The following is a 22,099-nucleotide window of genomic DNA, read 5'->3' on the forward strand; positions in this document are numbered from 1 at the left end:
AGGCTTAGTCAAAACGGTCTTTGTATTTTTTAAATAAACTATTCATCACTAATAATACGATTCCCACACCTAGCAATACTAAGGCTCTAATCAAGAAATCAGAATTAGATAAATCGAAGAACATTAATCGTACAACACAAATTCCGACTAAGGATAGCGACACGTATCTAAAATATTTTTCCTTGAGTGCTATTCCTAAAATTAGTAAGCCTAAGGCTTCTAGAATCCAAAAGAATGTTAGTATTCCTTTATCAAAAGTCAAGTATAAAAAGCAACCGATACTCAAGGTAGCAGGGTAGATTAATAGACTGTTTTTTAGATCAAATTTCTCCATCCATTTGTATGCTAGGTAAATATAAGACGCTATCAACGCAAATATCAAAAGGTAGATGGCTAAGAATTTGCTTTCGAAAAAATTAAAACTCAAAAAACCCAAATGCAAGTTGGCTAGTAAATAGTAAATGATACTAATGTTTTTGTTTTTCGAGATTTGACGGTGGTACAAATACAAATTCATTATCGCTGTGGCTGCCCAAAAAACGGGTAACCATTTATGTGGCAACTGTGAGAACATGATAAGAGAAAGCCAGATGTTGAGAACAATTTGGTAATTATTTTTCAGCGAGTCGTTTGTTTCTTTTTTATTCAAGAAAAGAGCAAGTACTAAGCCAAGTGCTACACTTCCTAGTTGTACACTCCAGTCTATAGCTGTAAACGAATTCATATTACTAAAACTATAAAGTAAGGATACAACAATTGCTAGTGTGGCAATGACATACAATAATTGGTATTTTACTTTTATGAAATTAGTGCTAATGAGTCCGAAATTAAGTAAACTCAATACCATGAATAAAGCGGGGAGGTACGAAAATTGTACTTGGATAAAAAGCAATACCACAATCCATAGGTTTTGAATGTATGGTAGGCTAGTGGTAATGCTTTGGTCTTTGCGGTCTTTGTTTTTAAATTGTAAATAGTAGTAAACAATGGATAGCGCAACAGTTGCGGCTTGAGTTGTATACTGGAGCACTTTATTTGTTGCGTTATAATTTACTGCAGCTAGATAAACAGTCATAATGATGCCTCCTAATAGCAATAGATATGAATAGAGATTAAAGCGCTTGAATTCGGTTAATTTTTGAAAAGCAATGCAGAAAATAAGAGCAAATACAGCCAAGTACATAGAAATATAGTCATTTGCTAAGCACGTAAATCCAAATACTAAAACATTAAAAATAAGTAGCTCCGAATTAAATAAATTAAGGTTTGTCCATTGTGGGCTAGTTTCAGCGCTTTTGTTTCGTAGTCTTTTTGCAAATAACACATAAATTTGAATAGTGGAGAGTCCGATGCAAGTCAATGCAATTTCTGGATTGGTTAAAGCGGGTGTTTTGTACAAGAATAATGCACTAGCTAGGATCGTAAATAAAAAATAAAGTAAATATAAAACTGTTTCATTAATGGCTATTAAGCTTTTCTTCTTGTAGTTGATCCACAAAAATTCATGATTCAGTACAGCTATTGCTGCTAGACTAAAGACCTGTAAAATGGTATGGTCACCAAGGTATTTGTAAACCAGCACAAAAAGTACGGCATTGGCACCAATAATACCCATAAAACGGATGATGAAATCGTTGTTAAACCAGTTTTTCTGTTGCCAGTTGTATGCAATAACGACTAATAATCCAAGAGCAAAAGCAAAATCATAATTCGATTTGTGTTGCAAGTTAATTGTAGCAACGGTGATGCCAATACTCAAACAGTAGAAGATCATTCGACCAAGATCGAAAGTATTGTTTTTAAATTTATTTTGTAAAAAGCACCAACTTACTGCAATAAAAAATAAAACGGTCACAAATAAATTGTGCAGTAATTCGGCATTGGTTTGAAAAAGTAATAGGATGCATAATGCAATTGCTAGGATTCCGTTTAAGCTTAAACTGTATTTCTCATCGAGTATATCAATGGATAGAAATTCTTTTTTGATCGAAGAAAAAACAGGAACAGCTAGTGCCATAATAGAAAGTACAATCATGGTCGCTAATGCACTTGTAATTTGAGCATCTTCGAAGGATTTACTGATGAGTAAAATGCTAAAGAATAGTAAGCCAGCTGCTGCAAATTGATTGATAACAAAGAATATTTTATACAATAAAGTTTCTTTGTTTTTATAGAGAACAAATAAACACACCAGTATCAAGGCGTATAAAATACAAGCGATAATGTCTATGCCCACTTTCCAGTCATTCAACATAATTATGCTTAAAGCCAATAGGATAAACGAAACCATGCCGTCTAAGTGATACAACCAATATACCTTTTTCTTTCGAGCTTTTAGAGCAATAAAGAAACACAGAATAGCGCCTATAAACAATACGAAGGTTTTAAAATGACTACCTGTAGCATGCAATAGCAAACCAACGGCAAATAAAAGCCAATTCGTCAAATGAGTGATAAATGCGGCTCGATCAAAAACAGTGTTTTCATAAACGGATCGGTATTGCATAAATAGGCAACTTGCGGCAACAGTTATTATGCCAATGATGGCTAAAATATTTTCGGTGGCTGATAGTTTTGTTCCTTGTGCATTGAACCAAATATCAAATATGATAAAGGCGCTAATAACCACCAATAAATGAAATTCCCACTTTTCCTTGTACGAGAGCGCAATACCAATTGTGGCAGTGATGGCTGCTAATATAAAAGTAGTTACTGTCTTTTCTGGAATAACACAGAGTATCAAAATACTCAGAATGACATGGAGCGAAAGGAAAGTTTGTTTTTTTATAATGTACCCAATGTATAAATTGAGACCTATTCCTACTGCAATTAGTCCGTAGCCGGCAACAGAATTAGTTATAAAGGACAAAGCAGGAATTTGGGAAGCCCCGTAACAACCAAACAAAAACAAACTTGCTCCTGCACTACGAAGCCATAATCCTGTTGTGACCCATTTTTCTTTTTTCTGAAGAAAATAGTAGGCACCCATAAGGATACCTGCATACAACCATAAAATTAAAATACGAAATAAAGGGGATACCTTTAAGGCAGTATAAATACTTAAATAACCTATTCCTAATACCATGATGCCTGTTCCTAGAATTCCAGTCCAGTTGTCGGCAAATTGTTTTTCGGCTTGTTTTATAAATTTAGAAAAAGCACTTTCTACATATTCTTTTTCTACAATAGGAGCTATTTCTGGAGTATAAGTGCTTTCTTCGGCTGTGAATTCATGATAATTTTCAAAATCAATAACTGATTCTTCTATTTTGAAAGTTTCTGGTTCAATTGATGTAAAGGCAGCTGGTTCATATTCTTCGATGGCATCTGCTACAGGAATTATCTCTTCAATTATTGGAATTGCAACGGGTTCAGGAACGAGCGGAATTTCGGGTTCAAGTGGTTCTTCAATGACTGATATATGTGGGGCTGTGGCAGCTGTTTTTGCTGCAACAAGTTGTTTCAGTGTCTCTATTTCTTCCTTTATAGTCGCATTTTGCTGACTGTATCTATCTATGGTGTCTTTGATGGAATCATTGTCTTTTTTTAAATCAGTGTATTTATTGTATAATACAAATATGCATGCTGCTAAAATAAAAACTATAATTTCCATAAATACCCAATTTGGTTGATGCCAAATATAAGTATTAAAAAGGTTACAAAAGTAATTTGTTTAAAGAGTCGTTACTGTTGTTTTTCATTCGAACCTAAAATTCGAATTGCTTGTAATTTTAATTTTTACAAGAGTAAATGGGTGAATTGGTGGCTATTTTTTCTTTTTTACTATTTTTGCAGCAAATAAAACAACTATGATTGATTTAAAGTATCTAGAATTTCTTGAAAACATTTTGACTGATAACCGCAAAGAGAAATTCTTGAAAGTATTAGAAAACCGAACCAATCATTTTACAATAGCTGTCGAAGACATTTTTCAGATGCACAACACTAGTGCGGTGATGCGTAGTTGTGAGGTTTTTGGAATTCAAGAACTCAATGTTATTGAGCAACGTTACGGAAAAAGCATCGACAAAGAAATTGCTATGGGAGCCCAAAAATGGGTTGATATTAATACGTATGATAGCATTACTGATTGCGTAGATACGTTGAAAAATAAGGGTTACCAAATCATTGCAACGACTCCGCATGACAATGATTGCTTGATGGACGATTTTGATATTACGAAACCCAGTGCCTTATTTTTTGGTACAGAGCGAGATGGATTATCTGAAGAAATATTACAGCGTGCCGATGGATTTTTAAAAATCCCTATGGTAGGTTTTACAGAGAGTTTGAATATCTCCGTTTCGGCCGCTATCATTATTCAAAATCTAACTAATAGGCTTCGCAACTCATCTATTGATTGGCATCTTTCGGAAGAAGAGATTTTGGTAAAACGTTTGGCTTGGGCCAAGAATTCCATAAAAGACATTAAACGAATTGAAGCCCGATATTTTGAAGAGAATCCAAGATAGAATCCGGGTAACCTGATTTTTATGGGGTTGGATTTTTGATTGGTGCGTCGTTGATAAAAACGCCAATTAGCTTATAACCCGTTTCGGTTTTTAAAAACTCGTATTGGTTTTGTTTCAGCTCACTTTGGATAGTGTGTGACACTATAATAGTCATGGTTGGGTTTTTATTTTCGGTGGATTCTCCACAATTGTTGTAGTATTTATCAAATGCGTCATCATCATATAGCGCTCGATTGATGCCGCCATTGCTGATGAAATAGTTTGTTTTTGGGTTTAGTATTTCTAATAATCCTTTTTTAATCAGTTCAAAATTGGCGGCTATAAAAGCTTCACGCTTTGTTTTTTCATAAAGTATTGGAGCATCCCAAGTGATGATATCAAAGGATGCGTTGATTAGTTTTTTGTTAGTAAGGTCAATCAATAAATCAGTTGTTAACCACTGTTTGAATTCTTCCTTAAAATTTATAAACGAGATATAGGCACCATCTTTGGTTAAAAAAGAAGTTCTAAGAGGATCTGTACTTGCTGTGGGTGCTTTTAGTAAAGAGAAGAAGTTAAGGTTGTCATCTAGTTTAAAATCCTCGACAATTACATTGTTGTGGGTGTCTAATAGAAATTCTTGGCCGCCTGTCCATGCGTAATGTTCACGATCGTCTGTATATGTTTTTTCGGCTCCTGCGATTGCAGTGACAAGCCCATTGCTTACACGGCTTAATTCGTTGTATTGTGCCGGTATGGCAATAGCTCCGTTTTTATCGAATAGTCCTGCTTTGTCTGTTTTGTTGTCTCTAAAACGAATAAAACCCTCGTTTTCGCAATCAAAACTATGATCAAAAATATGCAAACTGTCTATGCCTACTGTTTTACCCTTTTTGGTAAGGTAATAACTTTTCCATCTGCCTTGTGAGTCTTCTTCAGACACAGCCATGATATTTTCAAAGCGAATAGTAGGAGAGAATAAAGTGAATTTTGGTTTAATTTTAATGTTCCCTTTTTGGTCTTTATACCCTATCGCGGTGTTTTTTTTATTGTAAAACGCAGTCCAAATTGTATTGTCTTGCGCATGGGCGAGCATTGTCAAGGTTGTTATAAAAAAAGTCAAAAGGAATGTTTTGGTTTTCATGTCGTGAGCTAATTAAATAGGCTCAAATATAACGAAAATTGTATGGAAAGTTATTGGAAGCAATTGGTTTGTAATAGCGTTTTAAGCTTGATTTATTAACATAGCTGTGTTGTTCGGAGGTGCGAAGCAAGGAGAGGTAGAATATCCCTTTTATTTGTAGATATATTGTAGATGGATAGATTTGTTTACGCTATGCGTTTGTTGTTAGGATTGTCATTTTTAGCTATTTTTAATACAAATATTAAAAATAAAGAAGTAGGAGGTTTTTAGACAGTTTGACATTTTGCCATTTGGCGAGGTTGCGAAATTCGTAACCGATTATTTACTGTTAAAGATAAAATTGCTTGCAAAACGTAAACGTGATTTTATCACATAATTTGCCATTTCTTGTAACTGTTGTTAGCGGTTCGGCTTTTTTAGGGTATTAATTTTTAATTTCAATATCAAGTTGTCGTCCCTCATTCAATGCTTTTTTGTCCAACGACATACCAATTGCAAGTCCAATAGCCATTCCAATTGGAAGCCCAAGTCCTAGAAGTCCTATATTTCCAATACTGAGACCAAAAGCAACTCCAATTGGCAAGCCAATTCCACTCATTCCAAATAGCATCCACATTGTTCGATAATAATTTTTGGGTACTATTTTCTGTTCTTTTTCAACTTGTTTTAAAATTGCTGTTTGTTTTTGTTTCACAAGTTTAGTCAATTGAGTTCCACTTAGAGTTGACGAATTTAGATTGTCAATACTTTCATTTATAGACCTTTCAATATTTTTGTTTAATTCTTTTTTTCTTAATTCGTTCAAAAGTTCGCTAAATTGAGTATAAATTCTATTTAATTTATTGTCAGTTGAAATGTCTTGTCTGATATTTAATTCCTTACTATTCATATTTAGTTTATTCAGTTCTTTTTTTAGATAGTTTTTGTTATAAGCTGACCGCTAACGGTTCCGCCGCTTGGCGAGGTTGCGAACTTCGTAGCCGATTATTTACTGTTAAAGATAAAATTTCTTGCGATACGTAAACGTGATTTTACCACATAATTTGAAATCTTGCAAACGGCTGTTGTGCGTTCGGTTTATTGTATAAAGTGTTCTTTGATTCCAATTTGTTCCCATCTTTCTTTATCACTTTTGTGAAACATAATTGTAAATGTTGCGAAATATTCATCCCAATCTTCGTCAAGAAATATTGATTTTTGTTTGGCTACAATATATAAAAAAGCAAATTTTTCATTTGTTGAGTATAGTGGTTCAGAAACCAAAAAGTAAAAACCTTTTTCATCGAATTTTTTGATTGTATTGTAATTACGGCCTTGAAGTTGATTTTTTTTTGAGGAAATCAAGTTTGCTTTTTCGCTTAGTTTCTTCTTCTCATTATCTTCAATTAAAAGATCAAGAGTTTTGTCTGCAAATAAGTATAAAGAATGATAATAATGGTGTTCTTCGTTATTAATTTCTTCAACCACTTTCGGATCTTTTAAATCTACATTTTCAAGGTAGAATGTTTTTGGTTGCCAAACTATTGTAGAATCAATTATCAGAAACTGTTTTGGAGTTTTATCACCCATTATTTTCAATAATTCAAAATTGTCTTTTTTTGAGAAAGCTAAATCATAGAGTTCTTTAGTTTGAGAATTCCCTGAAAATGGTAGTAAGAATAATAAATAGATTAAGTTTTTCATATTTAGTGGTTTTTTACACAATTTTTCCAAAGTAATGCACATGGTTTTCGCTCCGCTTGGCGAGGTTGCGAACTTCGAAGACGAGTATTCTCGGCTTAACGAAAACTTGATTCGAAACGATAATTCCACTAAGTTCCAGCTAGCTTAAAGCGGTTGGCAGTATTAATTATTGAATCGCATCGTTAAATTTCGGTCTTTTTTCCTTTTTTAAAATTACATTTTCAATTTTCTGTTTAATATTTCTATTTATTTTATCTTGTGGATGTAACAAAATCGCTTTTTCAATAATATCTTTTGCTTCTACATCAAATTCTGCAACAAGTAAATTCATTGCGTGATTTCCAAGTAAAGCAACGTTTTCAGGGTTTATATTAATTGATAATTTTGAATATTCTATTGCTTTGGCTATTTGATTTAAATGCATGCAAACCAATGAAGCTTCCTGTGGAAGTACATGATTTTGAGTTTCGTATTTCATTGAGAGTTCAATAAAATTTAAAGATTTTTCGTAATCTCTAAACCTCTGATAAATTTTACCGATAAAAAATAAAGTTTGCCAACTTTCAGGATATATTTCTAAAGCTTTTTCAAAATTATAGATTGCTTTTTTAGCTCTCATTTTTTCAAAAAAACCAAGATTTTTTGGTCTATAACCATCAATCAAAATTATTCCTTTTTGTAAAGTACAAGCTTTGTTATAATAACTATTAAATTCTGAAATTTGGTTTTCTGTTAAGTTCATAAATTCTCCTATTTTTTGTATTACTTCTACCAACTTTTTGCCACTTTGAGATGGTTGGAAGTTCGTAACGGCTCAATTTTCGGCTTAACGAAAACTTGATGCGGAACGATAATTCTACTAAATTCCAGCTATATCAAAACAGCTGTTGTGCGTTCGGTTTTATTTTTTTAGTTTTGATTTTCCATCGTTATGAACAGAAAAGTATTTGCTCATACTTTCGCAATAGTTCGGTTTTAGAATCTTTACAGTAAATTAGTATCTCTATTGTAAATTATACCATTCATTTTTATCTCCTTCATCATAAATACTTTTTACAATATTATCATCAATTTTATATTTCTTAGAAATTTCCTTTTCATATTTTTTGGTCAATTCATCTAATTTATTAGCATATTTATCAGTATCAAAATTAGCAGTGTAAGGATATTTTTTATCTAGTATTTCTCTTGCCCTAGTTTCTGTATTAGATAATTCTTGATATATTTTCTTTCTCAAATCAAAACTAAGTCCTCCAATAACGGTTGTTTTACTTCTACTCAAATACTCTTCAAGGTTATCCGGGATTGTAGTAACTAATTTATATGAATCCCTATTGTTATTTACAGCAATATCTGTAGTGACCTCGCCATCTACAGGTGCCCATGTAGCCATAGCCACATCATACGAACCATTCATTAATTTCTTATCACTATAAAGCCAAATAGTTATATCATCAATATCATTATCCTCTGAAATAATATCCTTAGTTAATTTAGTAAAAAGTGGCTCAATTTGTTCTCTTCTAATTTTGTCAGAAACTAAAAATTTATATGAAAATCTCTTATTAATTGGAGCTTTAACATCATTCAATGATGTCCTATGACTAATATCTTCTTTTTTAATTAAAGTATATTCAGGTAATTCTACTACGACTTCTATTGTTTGAGGTACGTATTCTTCTTTTGGAATATTTTGTAGTACATCATCTTCTAATGGTTTATCTTCATCTTTTTTACAAGATAAAAAAGAAATTAAAATGCTTAAAAAGATTATTTTTTTCATAGTAGATGGTTTTGATTTAATATCCGTTTTCGTTCTTCTAAACTGTTGCACAACGTGTGTTTTCGTTCGGTTTTATTCTTTTGATAGCCAGTCATCAACAATTATTTTTGAATTTTTCGTTGCAATTTCTTGAGTGATTTTCCCCGATTTAATTATGGTTATTTTTTCATGAGTATTAAAAACAAATGTTAATAGAGCAAGCCAAACACCAAATTTAGGATTTGCATATATGTTTTTCTCTATCTCCTTTTTAGTTTCTTTACTCATGCTTTCCCATAAATGGACTTTTCTCCATCTTTCTCTTTTGTTTTTATCTGAAAATCTGTTTATATAATTTTCAAATGTGAAATTTATATTTTCATACTTATGAACTATTTCATTTCTTATTTCGGTAAGGTTTTTTATAAAACTTCTTTCTTCAGTTGACAATAATTCATAAATTTTAACTATTTCCATTTTACTTACAGTATCATTATGCAGAGGCATTCTTTCGATTGTTTTTTTTAGTTCAATTTGATTAATTCTATTGATTATTAATTCAGTAATTAATGATTCAATTAAAGAGTGTGATTTTATGACAAATGACCAATCATCGTCTTGGAGAAGATTAAATAGAAATTTAGATTTTTCAAGTAGTTCATTTTTGATGTTTTCGTTACCATTATTTAACACACTATGAATTTGATCTTTTGTTAGAAACATAATAATTAACGATTAATTGATTTTGATTTATTTATAAAGCAATAGTTTTTTGTTTTAGAAGCGCCAAACTGACGCACAACTACCTTATAACAGCGTCTTCTGTTTGCTGTTTTTTACTAAAGTAGGTTAAAGTCATGCATTAGTATACTTTTTAAAGTAGTGATGCAAGTTGGTTATTTTACTTATTTAGTTTGTATGTTTTTTCAAGGAATATTATTTTTTCTGCTTCAGGCCAGTTGTTGGTGTAAACAAGTAGGTTTAGGAAGCTATTTTTGGTTGAAGCAAATAGAAATACATTGTCGGCTTTGTTGTCGTTGTATTTCCAAATAATGTATTCTAGCGCTTTGTTTTCTTTGAGTTTTGCTGTTTTAAAATTATTCTCTTTGTAATAATCAGAGTCCCAAGTGTAAAATGAGGTAAGGTTGTCATCATTAGATTTGGTGCTATCGAAAAAGGGATATGATTTTTTAGCGTTTTGAGCAACGGCGATGATTACTCCTTCTTTGTTTTTTAAATAGGTTTGCCCTGAGTCTTCAGCTGTATTGAGTTGTTCCCATTGTCCTTCAATTTTTATGATGCCTGTTTTTGTTTTAACGCTGGTTTGGTTTGTCGCATCTTGACAAAACATGAATGTAGGCAGGAGTACCGTTAGTAGGAAGGTGCTGATTAATTTTTTCATGATAATGAATCTGTTTTTGGATGGTTTGCTGTTTCTTGTTTTAAAATAGGCCTTTTTATTATTTCAGTAATTGTCTAAAATGCTTCATCAAATATAATGAATTTCTGTCATTAATTAGTCGGTTGTAAGCTTCTTAGGACTGTGGTTTAGTTTGTTGTTTTTCTAGTCGTGTACGGCTCAGAAATTCGCTCTTTCGTAGGCTAATGTGCAAGCGCTTTTACGTTTTTTATCACCACAAAATCCTAGCCCCGATAGCAGTGAAAATCCTTGTGGGGCTTTCTTTAAGCCCCACAAGATTGTAACGAATAGCGGGAATAGCTCCAAAAAAAAATCCCCAACTACTTTCGTAATTGAGGAATTTAATAGGGGTATGAAAAGGGGTTGTATTAGTTTACAATAACCCATTGACCTGAAGCGATAAGGCTTTCGGCTTTTTTGAATTTCATTTCTTGTGTTTGACCGTTGGCTACGTTTTGAATCGTAACAGTGTCATTGCGGTTGATCTTTGGCATATCTCTTACGATAGTCTCCGTCACCTGACGTTGTTGCGTTTCGCCTGCATCACGGTTAGCGGCTTCACTGTTTGTGATTTCATCTTTGGAAGTTTGGTAGTCTTCTTTTTGACGTACTTCTTTGGCTTCTTGGATTTGCTGATTTTGTTGTGCTGGCAAATCTCCTTTGAATAAGAACGAAATCACTTCTTTATTGATACCGTTTAACATGGCATTAAATAAGTTGAAAGCTTCAAACTTGTAAATAAGCAATGGATCTTTTTGCTCGTGAACGGCTAGTTGAACGGATTGTTTCAACTCGTCCATTTTGCGTAAGTGTTTTTTCCAAGCTTCGTCTACAATAGATAAAGTGATATTTTTTTCGAAATCAGCTACTAGTTGTTTTCCTTCAGTTTCGTACGCCTTTTTCAAGTCGGTTACTACGTTTAGTGATTTTACTCCATCTGTAAACGGAACCACGATACGCTCAAACTGATTGTTTTTGTCTTCGAATACTTCCTTGATAATAGGGAAGGCTTCTCTAGCGCTACGAGCTGTTTTTTCGTTGTAATATTTTAAAGCTTCTTTGTAAACTTTTCCAGTCAATTCAATGTCGGTTAATTTCAAGAAATCAGCTTCACTAACAGGTGAGGTGATCGAGAAGTAACGGATTAAATCGAATTCGAAGTTTTTAAAGTCGTTTGCTGGTTTTGTTTCTTGAATGATTAGCTCGCAAGTGTCATACAACATGTTCGCAATATCCAGTTTTAAACGCTCACCAAATAGGGCGTGACGACGACGTTTGTATACTACTTCACGTTGTGCGTTCATTACATCATCATATTCTAATAAACGTTTACGAACACCAAAGTTGTTTTCTTCTACTTTTTTCTGAGCGCGTTCGATAGACTTCGTCATCATAGAATGTTGGATCACTTCTCCTTCTTCTAATCCCATTTTGTCCATTACTTTAGCGACTCTTTCAGAACCAAACAAACGCATTAAGTTATCTTCAAGAGAAACATAGAACTGTGAGCTACCCACATCTCCTTGACGTCCTGCACGACCACGTAACTGGCGGTCAACACGACGAGAGTCATGACGTTCTGTACCTATAATTGCTAGTCCACCTGCTTTTTTCACTTCGGCAGATAATTTAATATCGGTTCCACGACCAGCCATGTTGGTTGCAATTGTTACAATTCCTGGTTTACCAGCTTCTTCAACGATCTGTGCTTCTTGCTTGTGCATTTTGGCATTCAATACGTTGTGCGGTACGCCTCTCATTTTTAGCATTCTACTCAATAATTCCGAAATATCAACCGAAGTTGTTCCGATAAGTACTGGTCTTCCTTCTTTTGATAATGCAGTTACATCTTCGATTACGGCATTGAATTTCTCCCGTGTTGTTTTGTAGATATAGTCTTCTTTATCTTGTCTAGCCATTGGTCTGTTAGTAGGAATTTCTACTACGTCCAATTTGTATATTTCCCATAACTCACCTGCTTCAGTCACCGCTGTTCCGGTCATACCTGCAAGCTTGTTGTACATTCTAAAGTAGTTTTGTAAAGTTACCGTCGCAAATGTTTGAGTAGCCGCTTCGATTTTTACATTTTCTTTGGCTTCGATGGCTTGGTGTAATCCGTCAGAATAACGACGACCATCCATGATACGACCTGTTTGCTCATCTACAATCATGATTTTGTTGTCCATGATAACATATTCAACATCTTTTTCGAATAATGAATATGCTTTTAATAGTTGCGTTAAGGTATGGATACGCTCACTTTTAATAGCGAAATCTTGAAATAATCTTTCTTTTTCTTCTGCTTCAGCGTCTTTTTCTAATTTTTTCTTTTCGATAACTGCAATTTCAGTTCCGATATCTGGAAGTACAAAAAAGTCGTTATCAGTATCTCCTGAAAGGTATTTGATACCATTGTCAGTCAATTCTACTTGGTTGTTTTTTTCTTCAATTACAAAGTACAAGGCTTCATCAATCTTATGCATTTCGCGATTGTTGTCTTGCATGTGATGATTCTCTGTTTTTTGAAGCAATTGTCTAATTCCTTCTTCACTCAAGAATTTAATTAAAGCTTTGTTTTTTGGTAAACTTCTATAAGCTCTTAAAAGTAAAATACCACCTTCTTTAGTATTTCCTTCTTTGATTAATTTTTTAGCTTCCGATAAAAAGTTGTTTGCCAATTGACGTTGAAGACTAACTAAGTTTTCAATTTTTGGTTTCAACTCATTGAACTCATGACGATCTCCTTGTGGTACTGGACCAGAGATAATCAATGGTGTTCTAGCATCATCAATTAATACAGAATCCACCTCATCGACAATAGCGTAGTTGTGTTTTCTTTGTACTAAATCATCAGGCGAATGTGTCATGTTGTCTCTTAGGTAGTCAAAACCAAATTCGTTATTGGTACCGTAAGTAATATCAGCATTGTAAGCAGCTTTTCTTCCTTCAGAGCTTGGTTGGTGATTGTCAATACAATCGACAGTCATACCGTGAAATTCAAACAGAGGTGCTTTCCAAGTACTATCTCGTTTTGCTAAGTAGTCATTCACCGTTACTAAATGCACACCGTTTCCAGTTAAAGCATTTAAATAAAGCGGTAATGTTGCTACTAATGTTTTTCCTTCTCCTGTTTGCATTTCGGCAATTTTACCTTCATGCAATACCATTCCACCAATCAACTGAACATCATAATGAATCATGTCCCAGGTAATTTCTTTACCGGCAGCGTTCCATTTATTTTGCCAAACAGCGTTGTCACCATCAAGAGAAACATAAGGTTTAGTTCCAGAGAACTCTCTGTCTTTAGCAGTTGCAGTTACTGTGATTTCTGAGTTGTCTTTGAAACGTCTTGCTGTTTCTTTTACTACTGCAAAAGCTTCTGGAAGGATTTCAAGCAATGTTTTTTCAGAGATTTCATAAGCTTCTTTCTCTAAAGCGTCAATTTGTAAGTAGATGTCTTCTCTTTTGTCAATATCTTCAATTCCTTCTACTTCTTGCTTAAGCGACGCGATTTTGGCATCGATATTGGCTCTTGCTTCTTTTAATTGGTCTTTAAAGAAAAAAGTACGCGCTCTTAAGTCATCGTGAGACAAGGCAATTAATTGACTTTCAAATGTCTTAATTTTATTTAAATAAGGCTGTAAAGCTTTTACATCTTTGTCAGATTTGTCTCCAACAAAGGCTTTAATAATGCTGTTTATGAAACTCATAATTATATCGTATTTCTAATTTGTTTTATCCTGTAAATTTAACCAAAAAAAAAGCCTCTTTTGAGACTTTTTCTTTTGTTTATTCTTTAATATTCATCCTCATTCCAAAGATAATCTTCGTCTGTAGGGTAATCTGGCCAAATTTCTTCCATTGACTCGTATATCTCGCCTTCATCTTCAATAGACTGTAGGTTTTCTACTACTTCTAATGGAGCACCAGCACGTATAGCGTAATCAATAAGTTCATCTTTGTTAGCAGGCCACGGTGCATCACTTAAGTAGGATGCTAATTCTAATGTCCAATACATGTTTTGTCTATTTAGTTTTGTGCAAAAATAATTTTTTTACTGAAAAAGACAAGTAAAAAATCATTTATTTTATAAAAAAGTTAAGAACGTTTTTTTTAGTTTAGCGTTTCAGGTTTAAAGTTTTACGTTTTGAACCTGAAAATCACTTCCTCGGAATCCATTTAACTTCCTGAGCGTTTAAGTCTAAGGACAACTTTCGTGCCAATACAAAAAGGTAGTCAGAAAGTCGGTTGAGGTACTTAATTGCGATATCGGCTACAGGTTCATTATGACTTAAATGCACTGCTAGGCGCTCAGCACGGCGACAAACGCAACGTGCAATATGACAATATGACACGGTAGTATGTCCGCCAGGTAGTACAAAATGAGTCATTTGCGGCAGCGCTTCTTCCATGGCGTCGATTTCATTTTCTAGTAATTCAATATCGGTTTCAACGATTCCTAATTTTTGCAAACGCAGTTCACCATTTTTCATTACTTCTTTTTCGGGCGGAGTAGCCAGAATGGCACCTACAGTAAACAGTCGGTCTTGTATTTCGGCTAGAATGGTTTTATAGTGCGCACTAATTTCTTGGTCTCTAATGAGTCCTATGTGAGAGTTTAATTCGTCTACGGTTCCGTAGCTTTCAATTCGTATGTGGTCTTTAGGGACTCTGGTTCCGCCAAATAGGGCAGTGGTTCCTTTGTCGCCTGTTTTTGTATATACTTTCATTTTGTGGATATTTGTTTAATCGTAGTCTATTATTGATGCTTTGCGAAATTACGGTATTAATTCGAGTACTGCATTAACATACCTAGTTAGTGAACCTTCTGATAAATTGAAATATAAATCAGGTTCAATGCATTCTACTTCCATTAAATGTAATTCATTTTCTATAATAATTCCATCAACTCTGGCATACAATAAATTTTCGGGAAAAGTATTTACGATGGTTTGTGCTTTATGGATCAGTTCTTTTGTTGGTGCAATTAATGTATATTTTCCGCCAAACTGTGACTGAATTCTAAAGTCGCCATCAACGGGTTTTTTATTGACAGCGTGCGAGAATTTTTTATTAAAAAAGATAAATGAGGTTTCACCTTCGGTTTGAATTTCGGGCATGAATTTTTGTAGTAGCAATTCTTTTTCAGATGCTATTGTTTTGTATTGCGTATTTATTTGCACAACATCATTTATTTCAAAAACTGCTGTTTGATAAGACCCCGCAGAAAAAGCTGGCTTGATCACTATTTTTTTCCAACGTGAAGGCATCATTTCGACAAGATTTAATTGGCTTGTTTTATCTAAGAATAGTGTAGGTATGATTTTGACTCCTTGCTTTTCCATTTCGCGCAAATAAAACTTGTGCTTGTTATTTTTAATAATGTCAATCGAATTGAGTGTTTTAATACCGAGTTGTTCAAGATGGTGTAACCAACTATTAAATTCTATTTCTTTTTCGAAATAATCCCAAGTATTTCGGAAAATCAAATAATCAAAATCATTCCAATGGATGGTTTTATCATCCCAAATAGCGGCTACGGCTGTAATGTTGTGCTGGGCAAATTCCGGTATTAACAATTGATCTTCTGGGGTTAATTGAGGAAGTTTTGCACAGGTCAATAAGCCAATTTTAATTTTAAGATTTTTTGTATTTATTTCCATAGGACTAAGCGGTAAGAATCAGAGTTATAAACGCCTTCAAAGATATAGGAATGAATGGCAAAATAAAAAATGATTTGTGATTATCTAAAAGTAAAAAAAAAGCTATTCGAATGAATAGCTTTTTGATTGAGATGGTTTTTAGATTAGTATCCAAAAATTTCTTCTAGTGTTAATTTTTTTACTTCACCTAGCTTTTGTAGATCCTCCAATGAGATGTTTTTCTCTGAAGCTACAATGGCGTAAGTGTATGGTTTGTTTGAAATGTTTTTTGCTTCAAATGCAGCAAGATCATTCATTGTAATTCCATCAACACTGCTATAGCTCGCTTTTCGACTATCTTCAGTCAAACCTAAATCTTTTGCTGCTAAGTATTTAAAAATGATGTCGTCTTGCGTGATTCGCTCTGTTTCGATATCTTTTTTAACTTGATTTTTGGACAATTGTAGATTTCCGTTCAACTCAGGCATTTTGTTCAATAGTTCGTTCATACTAGCTGTTGCATCTTTAAATTTATCAGCTTGGCTTCCTACGTAACCTATGTAGTAGTATTTATCCTCTTTCTTTTGTGGATTTACGTAGTATCCAAAAGTGCTATATGCTAATGCTTTACTTTCTCTAATAGTTTGAAAAACGATAGATCCCATTCCTCCACCAAAATAGTTGTTAAATACATTGATGATCGTATTTTGTTTAGGATCGTATTTTTCAGTGTTTCTAATCCATCTCGTTTCTGCTTGAACCATATCATAGTTGGCAAAAAGGACTTGGTTTTTAGTTTGTGGCTCTTGGTTAAAAACGGTTGGTGCATTTGCAGTAGCAAATTTAGCAGGTACTTTATGGTTTTTCATTAAATCACTTACCAGAGTTTTTAGGTCTTTGGGTCCGTAGTAAATTACAGTTTGCTCATAATTGTTTAAGTTTTTAATTTTCTCAATCAGTTCTGTTGCAGTTGTAGCTGTTAATGCTTCGGTAGACAGACTGTTGTTGAACTTGTTTTTGGCACCATACATAGCATAGCTAGTCAAACCTGATAAAATAGCATTTTTATTTGCTTTTACATCTGTTCTAGATTTGATGTTTCTTGCAATTAAGGCTTTTAAGGCTGGTTCGTCTGCTTGTACGTTAGTGATTACTTCTTCGTACAGTTTTACTGCTTTGTCAAAGTTCTCTTGTAATCCTTCGATAGTTACTGTAGTGTATTCTTCGCTAGTATTGATTTTAAAGCTACAAGCAATGGTGTAGAATTCTTTAGCAATTTGTTCTGATGATTTTTTATCAGTTCCTAAAAAGCTTATGTATTGCACAGCCAACGCTTGTTTTAAGTCGTTCAGTGTTCCTACTTTGTATCTGTATTTTAAACGGAAAATTTGATTATCAGTATTGGGAACATATAAAACAGTTGCAGCACCTATAGTTGATTTTTGAATGTCTTTATCAAAATTTAAAAACACAGGCTTGCTTGCATTGCTCGGCATTGCATCAATACTGGCTACAAATGGCGATTGTTTGTCTGGATTTGTTTCAATCGGAGTAATTTGTGGTTTCTCGATTTTTTCAGAAGTTGTTTTTTCTCCTTTTCTTTTGAAAACAGCAACGTAATTATCGCCTAAATATTTATTTGCAAAAGCAACAATATCTTCTTTCTTTACTTTTGATAAATCATTGACATAAGCAACTTGGTCTTTCCAGTCTAGTTCAGCTGTAAAGGCATCCATCAAAACATTTGCTCTTCCAGAATATTTCTCTGTTTCATAAATTTTATCTTTTTTGATATTGTTTATGATTGACGTAATTAATTGATCATCAAAGTTTCCTTTTTTAAGATTTTCAATTTCATTTAATACTAATGATTTTACATCATCTAGCGATTGACCGTTTGTAGGTGCTGCTGATAAATATAAAATTCCATGGTCTATAAGCGTGTAAGTGAAGGCGCTTGCGTTTAGTAATTTTTGTTTTTTTACTAAGTTAAGGTCTAAAAGTCCTGCTTTACCATTCGTTAAAATTTTACCAACTAAATCAGCTAGTAATACATCTTTGTCTTTGTTTCCAGGTAATCTGTATCCTAGTGTTAAATTTTCGGCATCAGGACCTACTATTTCTTTGATGATTGGAGCAGTAATAGGAGCTTCGTTTTCAAAAGTATATTTTTCGAAAGGTTTTGCTTGCATTTGACCAAAGGTCTTATTAATTTTAGCAATTACCTCATCAGGATTAAAATCACCCGAAAATATGATTCCCATATTGTTAGGAACATAATATTTGTTAAAGTATTTTCTAATTTCAACTAATGAAGGGTTTTTTAAATGCTCAACAGTTCCTATAGTGGTTTGTAAACCGTAGTTGTGTTTTTTAAATAAGCTCGAAAATAATTCTTCAAATACTCTACGTCCATCACTGTCTAAAGTCCTGTTTTTTTCTTCGTAAACAGCTTCGAGCTCGGTATGGAATATTCTAAATACTGGATTTCTAAAACGTTCTGCTTGTACTGCAAGGTATTTATCTAATGAGCTACTAGGAACATCATCAGTATAAACAGTTTGTTCAAATGACGTAAAAGCATTGGTTCCTTGAGCCCCCATTGCAGATAACATTTTGTCATACTCATTAGCAATTGAAAACTTACTCGCTGCTCCCGAAACAGAGTCGATGGCTTTATAGATCACTTTTCTTTTAGCATCGTTTTTTGTATGATTGTATTGCTCGTATAAATCGGCAATTTTGTCGAGTTCTACTTTCTCTTTGTTCCAGTCCAGTGTACCGTATTTATCAGTCCCTTTAAATAACATGTGTTCTAGATAATGCGCTAACCCAGTATTTGTAGCTGGATCTGTCTTGCTACCTGCTTTTACAGCAACATAGGCCTGAATTCTTGGGTCTTTGTTAGTTGGGCTTAAAATAACGGTTAGTCCATTTTTTAAAGTATAAAACCTGGCTTTAGCAGGGTCATTGTTTACATATTTGTATTCGTACCCATTGCTTGATTGTTTTTTCCATTCAAACTGGTTTTGGGCTGTAGCTACTACACTAACGAGTAATGTGAATAGTACTAGAGTTGTTTTTTTCATGTTTTTTTTTAATTATATTAAAGGAGGATTAGTACGTAGTATAAGCAGTCCAGATCGGGACTATTTTCGCGTGTCACTTTCAATCAAGCCATCTCTCAATCGGATGATACGGTGCGCATATTCGGCAATTTCTTCTTCGTGAGTTACTAGAATAACGGTGTTTCCATTGGCGTGGATCTCATTAAAAAGATTCATAATTTCTACCGATGTTTTACTATCAAGGTTCCCTGTAGGCTCATCGGCAAGAATGATCGAAGGTTTGTTGACTAAGGCTCTTGCTACGGCTACACGCTGGCGTTGTCCTCCCGAAAGTTGGTTGGGATGGTGATCCATTCGGTCCGCAAGATTTACTTGTGTCAACACTTCTTCCGCTCTTGCAGTTCGTTCTGATTTTGAGTAACCAGCATAAATCATGGGTAAAGCCACATTATCAAGGGCTGTTGTTCGAGGTAAAAGGTTGAATGTTTGAAATACAAAACCTATTTCTTTGTTTCGAATTTCGGCAAGTTCATCGTCTTTCATTTTACTTACATCTTTCCCATTCAAAATGTAGGTTCCAGATGTAGGCGTGTCTAAACACCCTAGAAGATTCATTAAAGTTGATTTACCAGATCCCGAAGGTCCCATTAAAGCAACATATTCACCTTTGTTAATTTCTAAATCAATTCCCTTCAAGACGTATACAATCTCGTCTCCAAGAACAAAGTTTCTTTTTATATCGGTAATTTTTATTAATGGATTTGCCATTGCGCTCTACTATTGATGAATTAGGATTTCTATGTTTAAAAGTACAAAAGACTTTTTAATTAGATATAAGTTGCCCGAAATTCATTTTTGTTACAGAATTTATCATATAAATATCAGTTGGCTCTTCAATTCCTTTTTTAATCATAGCAGAGTAATTGCATACTGAAAGACTTAAATAAAGCTATTATGTTATTTTGTATGATTGTTATGTAATTCGGATGTTTTTTTAGTCATTATCATAATTTAATTAATATTTTACAACATTAACACATTTGTATTGAGGATAGTATAAATATCGGTACGTTTGTATGGTAATAATTAATAAATCAGAAAATATGAAAAGTAGAAATTTAGTTTTAGGTATGGCGGTTATCGCACTTGGATTTACTGCATGTAAAAATGAGAAAGAAAAAGAAGCAGAAAAAATAGTTGATACTTATGTTGTTTATGTTGATTCATTAGGAACGGTTGCAACAGAAGATGCTAAAGCAAATTGGCAATCTATTGAAGCTACTTACGAATTAAAAAGTAACCAAGCTGCCACTGCTTTAACGGAGCTTAAAGAAGATGAAAAAGTAAAAGAAAAAATGGATGCAAGTAAAGCGAAGTACGATGCATTGAAAGCAAAAATGATGGCTGAAATGGAAGCTTCGAAACCAGATCCAAAACAGGTTATGAGAAACGCATTGTTTGGTGAGGGTAAAATAGGGGCCGATATGAATTTTAGTTGGGTTAATGCTGGAAATATTCATGGCGTGTACCAACAATTTGTTCACACAGTTGAAGATAATAAAGACAGATACTCTCGTGAAGACTGGGATGAAGTTAAAATGATGTACGAGGCATTAGATAGTAGAAAAAACACAGTGGAAAAAGAAGGTCTTTCTTCATCTGATAATAGAAAAATTGCTGGTTTGAAAATGAAATTTGCACCAATGTATACATTAAATAGAATGGGAGCAAAATCGGAAGAAATGCAAAAAGCTAAACAATAATAATTAGGTTAGTTTGGTGAAAAATGACAATCAGAAATGGTTGTCATTTTTTTTGTTAAACCCGAATAACAAAGTGCTCCTTGGGTTGTTCTTTTCTAAAGAATACCAATCCCCATTGAAAAGTATCAATAGTTACGGAAACGCTGTGCTGTTTTTTGATAAGTTCCCAAGCTTCTTCCATATCGGCTGACCAATGGATGTCATCGAAAATCCATACCGTGTCATTCAAAACCGTAGGAAGTAATTTTTCGAAATAATCTAAAGTCGCTTTTTTCGAATGATTGCCATCAAAATAGATCAGTTTAAAGTGTGCGTTTTGAGTTTGTATGTGGTCTAAGTAGCTTTCAAATTCAGTCACCACAGAAGTTATATTTGATAGATTGTACGTTGCAAATTGTTGTTGCGCAATTTTGGCGGTTTCTGGGCATCCTTCAATTGTGGTTATTGCTGCTTTTTTATTTCCCAAAGCTAAAGCCACAGTTGCCAAACCTAAAGAAGTACCAATCTCCAAAATAGATTCGACTTCAAAATATTGGGTGATTCTTACTAATAACTCAGCTCTTTTAGAACTAATTCCAGCTGTTTTTGCAATTTGAGCAATTTGCCTCGTATTCGATTTAAAAACGCGTGAACCCGCACCAAAGTCGGTTACTTCAATCATTCCAGTATTTGCGATAAGCGCAGTTCGAAAAGATTTTAAAATGCCATATTCTGGTTTTGCTTTTTTGTCATAAAAACATTTAGTAATTAAAGTAAACACAAAAGGCGAGTGAACAGCATGCTCATTTTTAGAATGCCAAAGGAATTTTAAGTACGATTTGATTTGGAATAGCATAGTTTTCACAGAGTTTCACAAAGAAGTCGCGAAGATACTCAGAGTTTTTTTTACTTTAAGAATAAAATTTAAACTTTGTGTCGCTCAGCGTTTCCTTAACGCGTCTTTGCGAAACTACTTAGTTGGAAGGTTGCACAGAGATCCCCAGAGAAGACTCAGAGGTACACTGAGTTTTATAAAGCATTTTAGAATTCTTTGCGAGTCTCTGTGATGTCTTTGCGCGTCTTTGCGAAGGTACTTAGTTGGAAGGTTACACTGAGATCCCCAGGGAAGACTCAGAGTTACACTGAGCTTTGTATAAAACCTTTGCGAGTCTCTGTGAAGCCTTAGC

General features: G+C 33.8%; 17 protein-coding genes. 2 read left to right on the forward strand and 15 right to left on the reverse strand.

All coding sequences use genetic code 11. The annotated features are described in order from the left end of the window. Positions 1–4: 4 nt before the first annotated feature. On the reverse strand, positions 5–3,613 hold the full coding sequence (locus tag H8R24_RS01195) for a DUF2339 domain-containing protein (protein ID WP_187016898.1): 3,609 nt from the start codon (positions 3,611–3,613) through the stop codon (positions 5–7). 196 nt (positions 3,614–3,809) lie between these two features. Here H8R24_RS01195 and H8R24_RS01200 point away from each other — a divergent pair, with 196 nt between their 5' ends. After that, a complete protein-coding gene (locus H8R24_RS01200) occupies positions 3,810–4,472 on the forward strand; it encodes a TrmH family RNA methyltransferase (RefSeq protein ID WP_187016897.1) in 663 nt (220 codons plus the stop codon). Positions 4,473–4,491: 19 nt separating this feature from the next. Here H8R24_RS01200 and H8R24_RS01205 read toward each other — a convergent pair whose 3' ends face one another. The 13 genes from H8R24_RS01205 to H8R24_RS01265 form a co-directional block, all read right to left on the reverse strand. Next, complete coding sequence (locus H8R24_RS01205; protein WP_225876754.1) at positions 4,492–5,595, reverse strand: WG repeat-containing protein; 1,104 nt, start codon at positions 5,593–5,595, stop codon at positions 4,492–4,494. 424 nt (positions 5,596–6,019) lie between these two features. Then, complete coding sequence (locus H8R24_RS01210; RefSeq protein ID WP_187016896.1) at positions 6,020–6,484, reverse strand: hypothetical protein; 465 nt, start codon at positions 6,482–6,484, stop codon at positions 6,020–6,022. Between the two features lie 188 nt (positions 6,485–6,672). After that, on the reverse strand, positions 6,673–7,278 hold the full coding sequence (locus H8R24_RS01215; RefSeq protein ID WP_187016895.1) for a hypothetical protein: 606 nt from the start codon (positions 7,276–7,278) through the stop codon (positions 6,673–6,675). A gap of 166 nt (positions 7,279–7,444) precedes the next feature. Continuing rightward, a complete protein-coding gene (locus H8R24_RS01220) occupies positions 7,445–8,020 on the reverse strand; it encodes a tetratricopeptide repeat protein (RefSeq protein WP_222621505.1) in 576 nt (191 codons plus the stop codon). A gap of 261 nt (positions 8,021–8,281) precedes the next feature. Continuing rightward, entirely contained in the window at positions 8,282–9,061 is a 780-nt protein-coding gene (locus H8R24_RS01225; protein ID WP_187016893.1) for a hypothetical protein, read from the reverse strand. Positions 9,062–9,133: 72 nt separating this feature from the next. Continuing rightward, entirely contained in the window at positions 9,134–9,763 is a 630-nt protein-coding gene (locus H8R24_RS01230) for a hypothetical protein (protein ID WP_187016892.1), read from the reverse strand. A 178-nt stretch (positions 9,764–9,941) separates the two neighbouring features. Beyond that, complete coding sequence (locus H8R24_RS01235) at positions 9,942–10,442, reverse strand: hypothetical protein (protein ID WP_187016891.1); 501 nt, start codon at positions 10,440–10,442, stop codon at positions 9,942–9,944. Between the two features lie 386 nt (positions 10,443–10,828). Beyond that, complete coding sequence (gene secA / locus H8R24_RS01240; protein WP_187016890.1) at positions 10,829–14,170, reverse strand: preprotein translocase subunit SecA; 3,342 nt, start codon at positions 14,168–14,170, stop codon at positions 10,829–10,831. Positions 14,171–14,256: 86 nt separating this feature from the next. Next, positions 14,257–14,478: a DUF2795 domain-containing protein gene (locus tag H8R24_RS01245; protein ID WP_007138072.1), complete on the reverse strand. Its 222-nt coding sequence runs from the start codon at positions 14,476–14,478 to the stop codon at positions 14,257–14,259. 142 nt (positions 14,479–14,620) lie between these two features. Beyond that, positions 14,621–15,190, reverse strand: coding sequence for a cob(I)yrinic acid a,c-diamide adenosyltransferase (locus H8R24_RS01250; RefSeq protein WP_187016889.1), 570 nt, complete (start codon positions 15,188–15,190; stop codon positions 14,621–14,623). Between the two features lie 48 nt (positions 15,191–15,238). After that, complete coding sequence (locus tag H8R24_RS01255) at positions 15,239–16,123, reverse strand: ATP-grasp domain-containing protein (RefSeq protein ID WP_222617345.1); 885 nt, start codon at positions 16,121–16,123, stop codon at positions 15,239–15,241. A 143-nt stretch (positions 16,124–16,266) separates the two neighbouring features. After that, positions 16,267–19,191 (reverse strand): M16 family metallopeptidase, encoded by a 2,925-nt coding sequence (locus H8R24_RS01260; RefSeq protein WP_187016888.1) that lies wholly within the window; start codon positions 19,189–19,191, stop codon positions 16,267–16,269. 60 nt (positions 19,192–19,251) lie between these two features. Continuing rightward, positions 19,252–19,938, reverse strand: coding sequence for an ABC transporter ATP-binding protein (locus H8R24_RS01265; RefSeq protein WP_187016887.1), 687 nt, complete (start codon positions 19,936–19,938; stop codon positions 19,252–19,254). Between the two features lie 335 nt (positions 19,939–20,273). Here H8R24_RS01265 and H8R24_RS01270 point away from each other — a divergent pair, with 335 nt between their 5' ends. Continuing rightward, positions 20,274–20,933 (forward strand): hypothetical protein, encoded by a 660-nt coding sequence (locus tag H8R24_RS01270; RefSeq protein WP_187016886.1) that lies wholly within the window; start codon positions 20,274–20,276, stop codon positions 20,931–20,933. Between the two features lie 55 nt (positions 20,934–20,988). On the opposite strand, the gene H8R24_RS01275 is transcribed toward H8R24_RS01270, so the two are convergent. Beyond that, positions 20,989–21,768 (reverse strand): O-methyltransferase, encoded by a 780-nt coding sequence (locus H8R24_RS01275; RefSeq protein WP_187016885.1) that lies wholly within the window; start codon positions 21,766–21,768, stop codon positions 20,989–20,991. Between the last annotated feature and the right edge of the window lie 331 nt (positions 21,769–22,099).

The sequence above is a fragment of the Flavobacterium muglaense genome, assembly GCF_014305155.1.
Lineage (GTDB): Bacteria > Bacteroidota > Bacteroidia > Flavobacteriales > Flavobacteriaceae > Flavobacterium > Flavobacterium muglaense.

Coding starts and splice junctions, on each gene's coding strand:
- H8R24_RS01195 (WP_187016898.1), bottom strand. CDS start 3,613: ATGGAAATTATAGTTTTTATTTTAGCAGCATGCATATTTGTATTATAC.
- H8R24_RS01200 (WP_187016897.1), top strand. CDS start 3,810: ATGATTGATTTAAAGTATCTAGAATTTCTTGAAAACATTTTGACTGAT.
- H8R24_RS01205 (WP_225876754.1), bottom strand. CDS start 5,595: ATGAAAACCAAAACATTCCTTTTGACTTTTTTTATAACAACCTTGACA.
- H8R24_RS01210 (WP_187016896.1), bottom strand. CDS start 6,484: ATGAATAGTAAGGAATTAAATATCAGACAAGACATTTCAACTGACAAT.
- H8R24_RS01215 (WP_187016895.1), bottom strand. CDS start 7,278: ATGAAAAACTTAATCTATTTATTATTCTTACTACCATTTTCAGGGAAT.
- H8R24_RS01220 (WP_222621505.1), bottom strand. CDS start 8,020: ATGAACTTAACAGAAAACCAAATTTCAGAATTTAATAGTTATTATAAC.
- H8R24_RS01225 (WP_187016893.1), bottom strand. CDS start 9,061: ATGAAAAAAATAATCTTTTTAAGCATTTTAATTTCTTTTTTATCTTGT.
- H8R24_RS01230 (WP_187016892.1), bottom strand. CDS start 9,763: ATGTTTCTAACAAAAGATCAAATTCATAGTGTGTTAAATAATGGTAAC.
- H8R24_RS01235 (WP_187016891.1), bottom strand. CDS start 10,442: ATGAAAAAATTAATCAGCACCTTCCTACTAACGGTACTCCTGCCTACA.
- secA (WP_187016890.1), bottom strand. CDS start 14,170: ATGAGTTTCATAAACAGCATTATTAAAGCCTTTGTTGGAGACAAATCT.
- H8R24_RS01245 (WP_007138072.1), bottom strand. CDS start 14,478: ATGTATTGGACATTAGAATTAGCATCCTACTTAAGTGATGCACCGTGG.
- H8R24_RS01250 (WP_187016889.1), bottom strand. CDS start 15,190: ATGAAAGTATATACAAAAACAGGCGACAAAGGAACCACTGCCCTATTT.
- H8R24_RS01255 (WP_222617345.1), bottom strand. CDS start 16,123: ATGGAAATAAATACAAAAAATCTTAAAATTAAAATTGGCTTATTGACC.
- H8R24_RS01260 (WP_187016888.1), bottom strand. CDS start 19,191: ATGAAAAAAACAACTCTAGTACTATTCACATTACTCGTTAGTGTAGTA.
- H8R24_RS01265 (WP_187016887.1), bottom strand. CDS start 19,938: ATGGCAAATCCATTAATAAAAATTACCGATATAAAAAGAAACTTTGTT.
- H8R24_RS01270 (WP_187016886.1), top strand. CDS start 20,274: ATGAAAAGTAGAAATTTAGTTTTAGGTATGGCGGTTATCGCACTTGGA.
- H8R24_RS01275 (WP_187016885.1), bottom strand. CDS start 21,768: ATGCTATTCCAAATCAAATCGTACTTAAAATTCCTTTGGCATTCTAAA.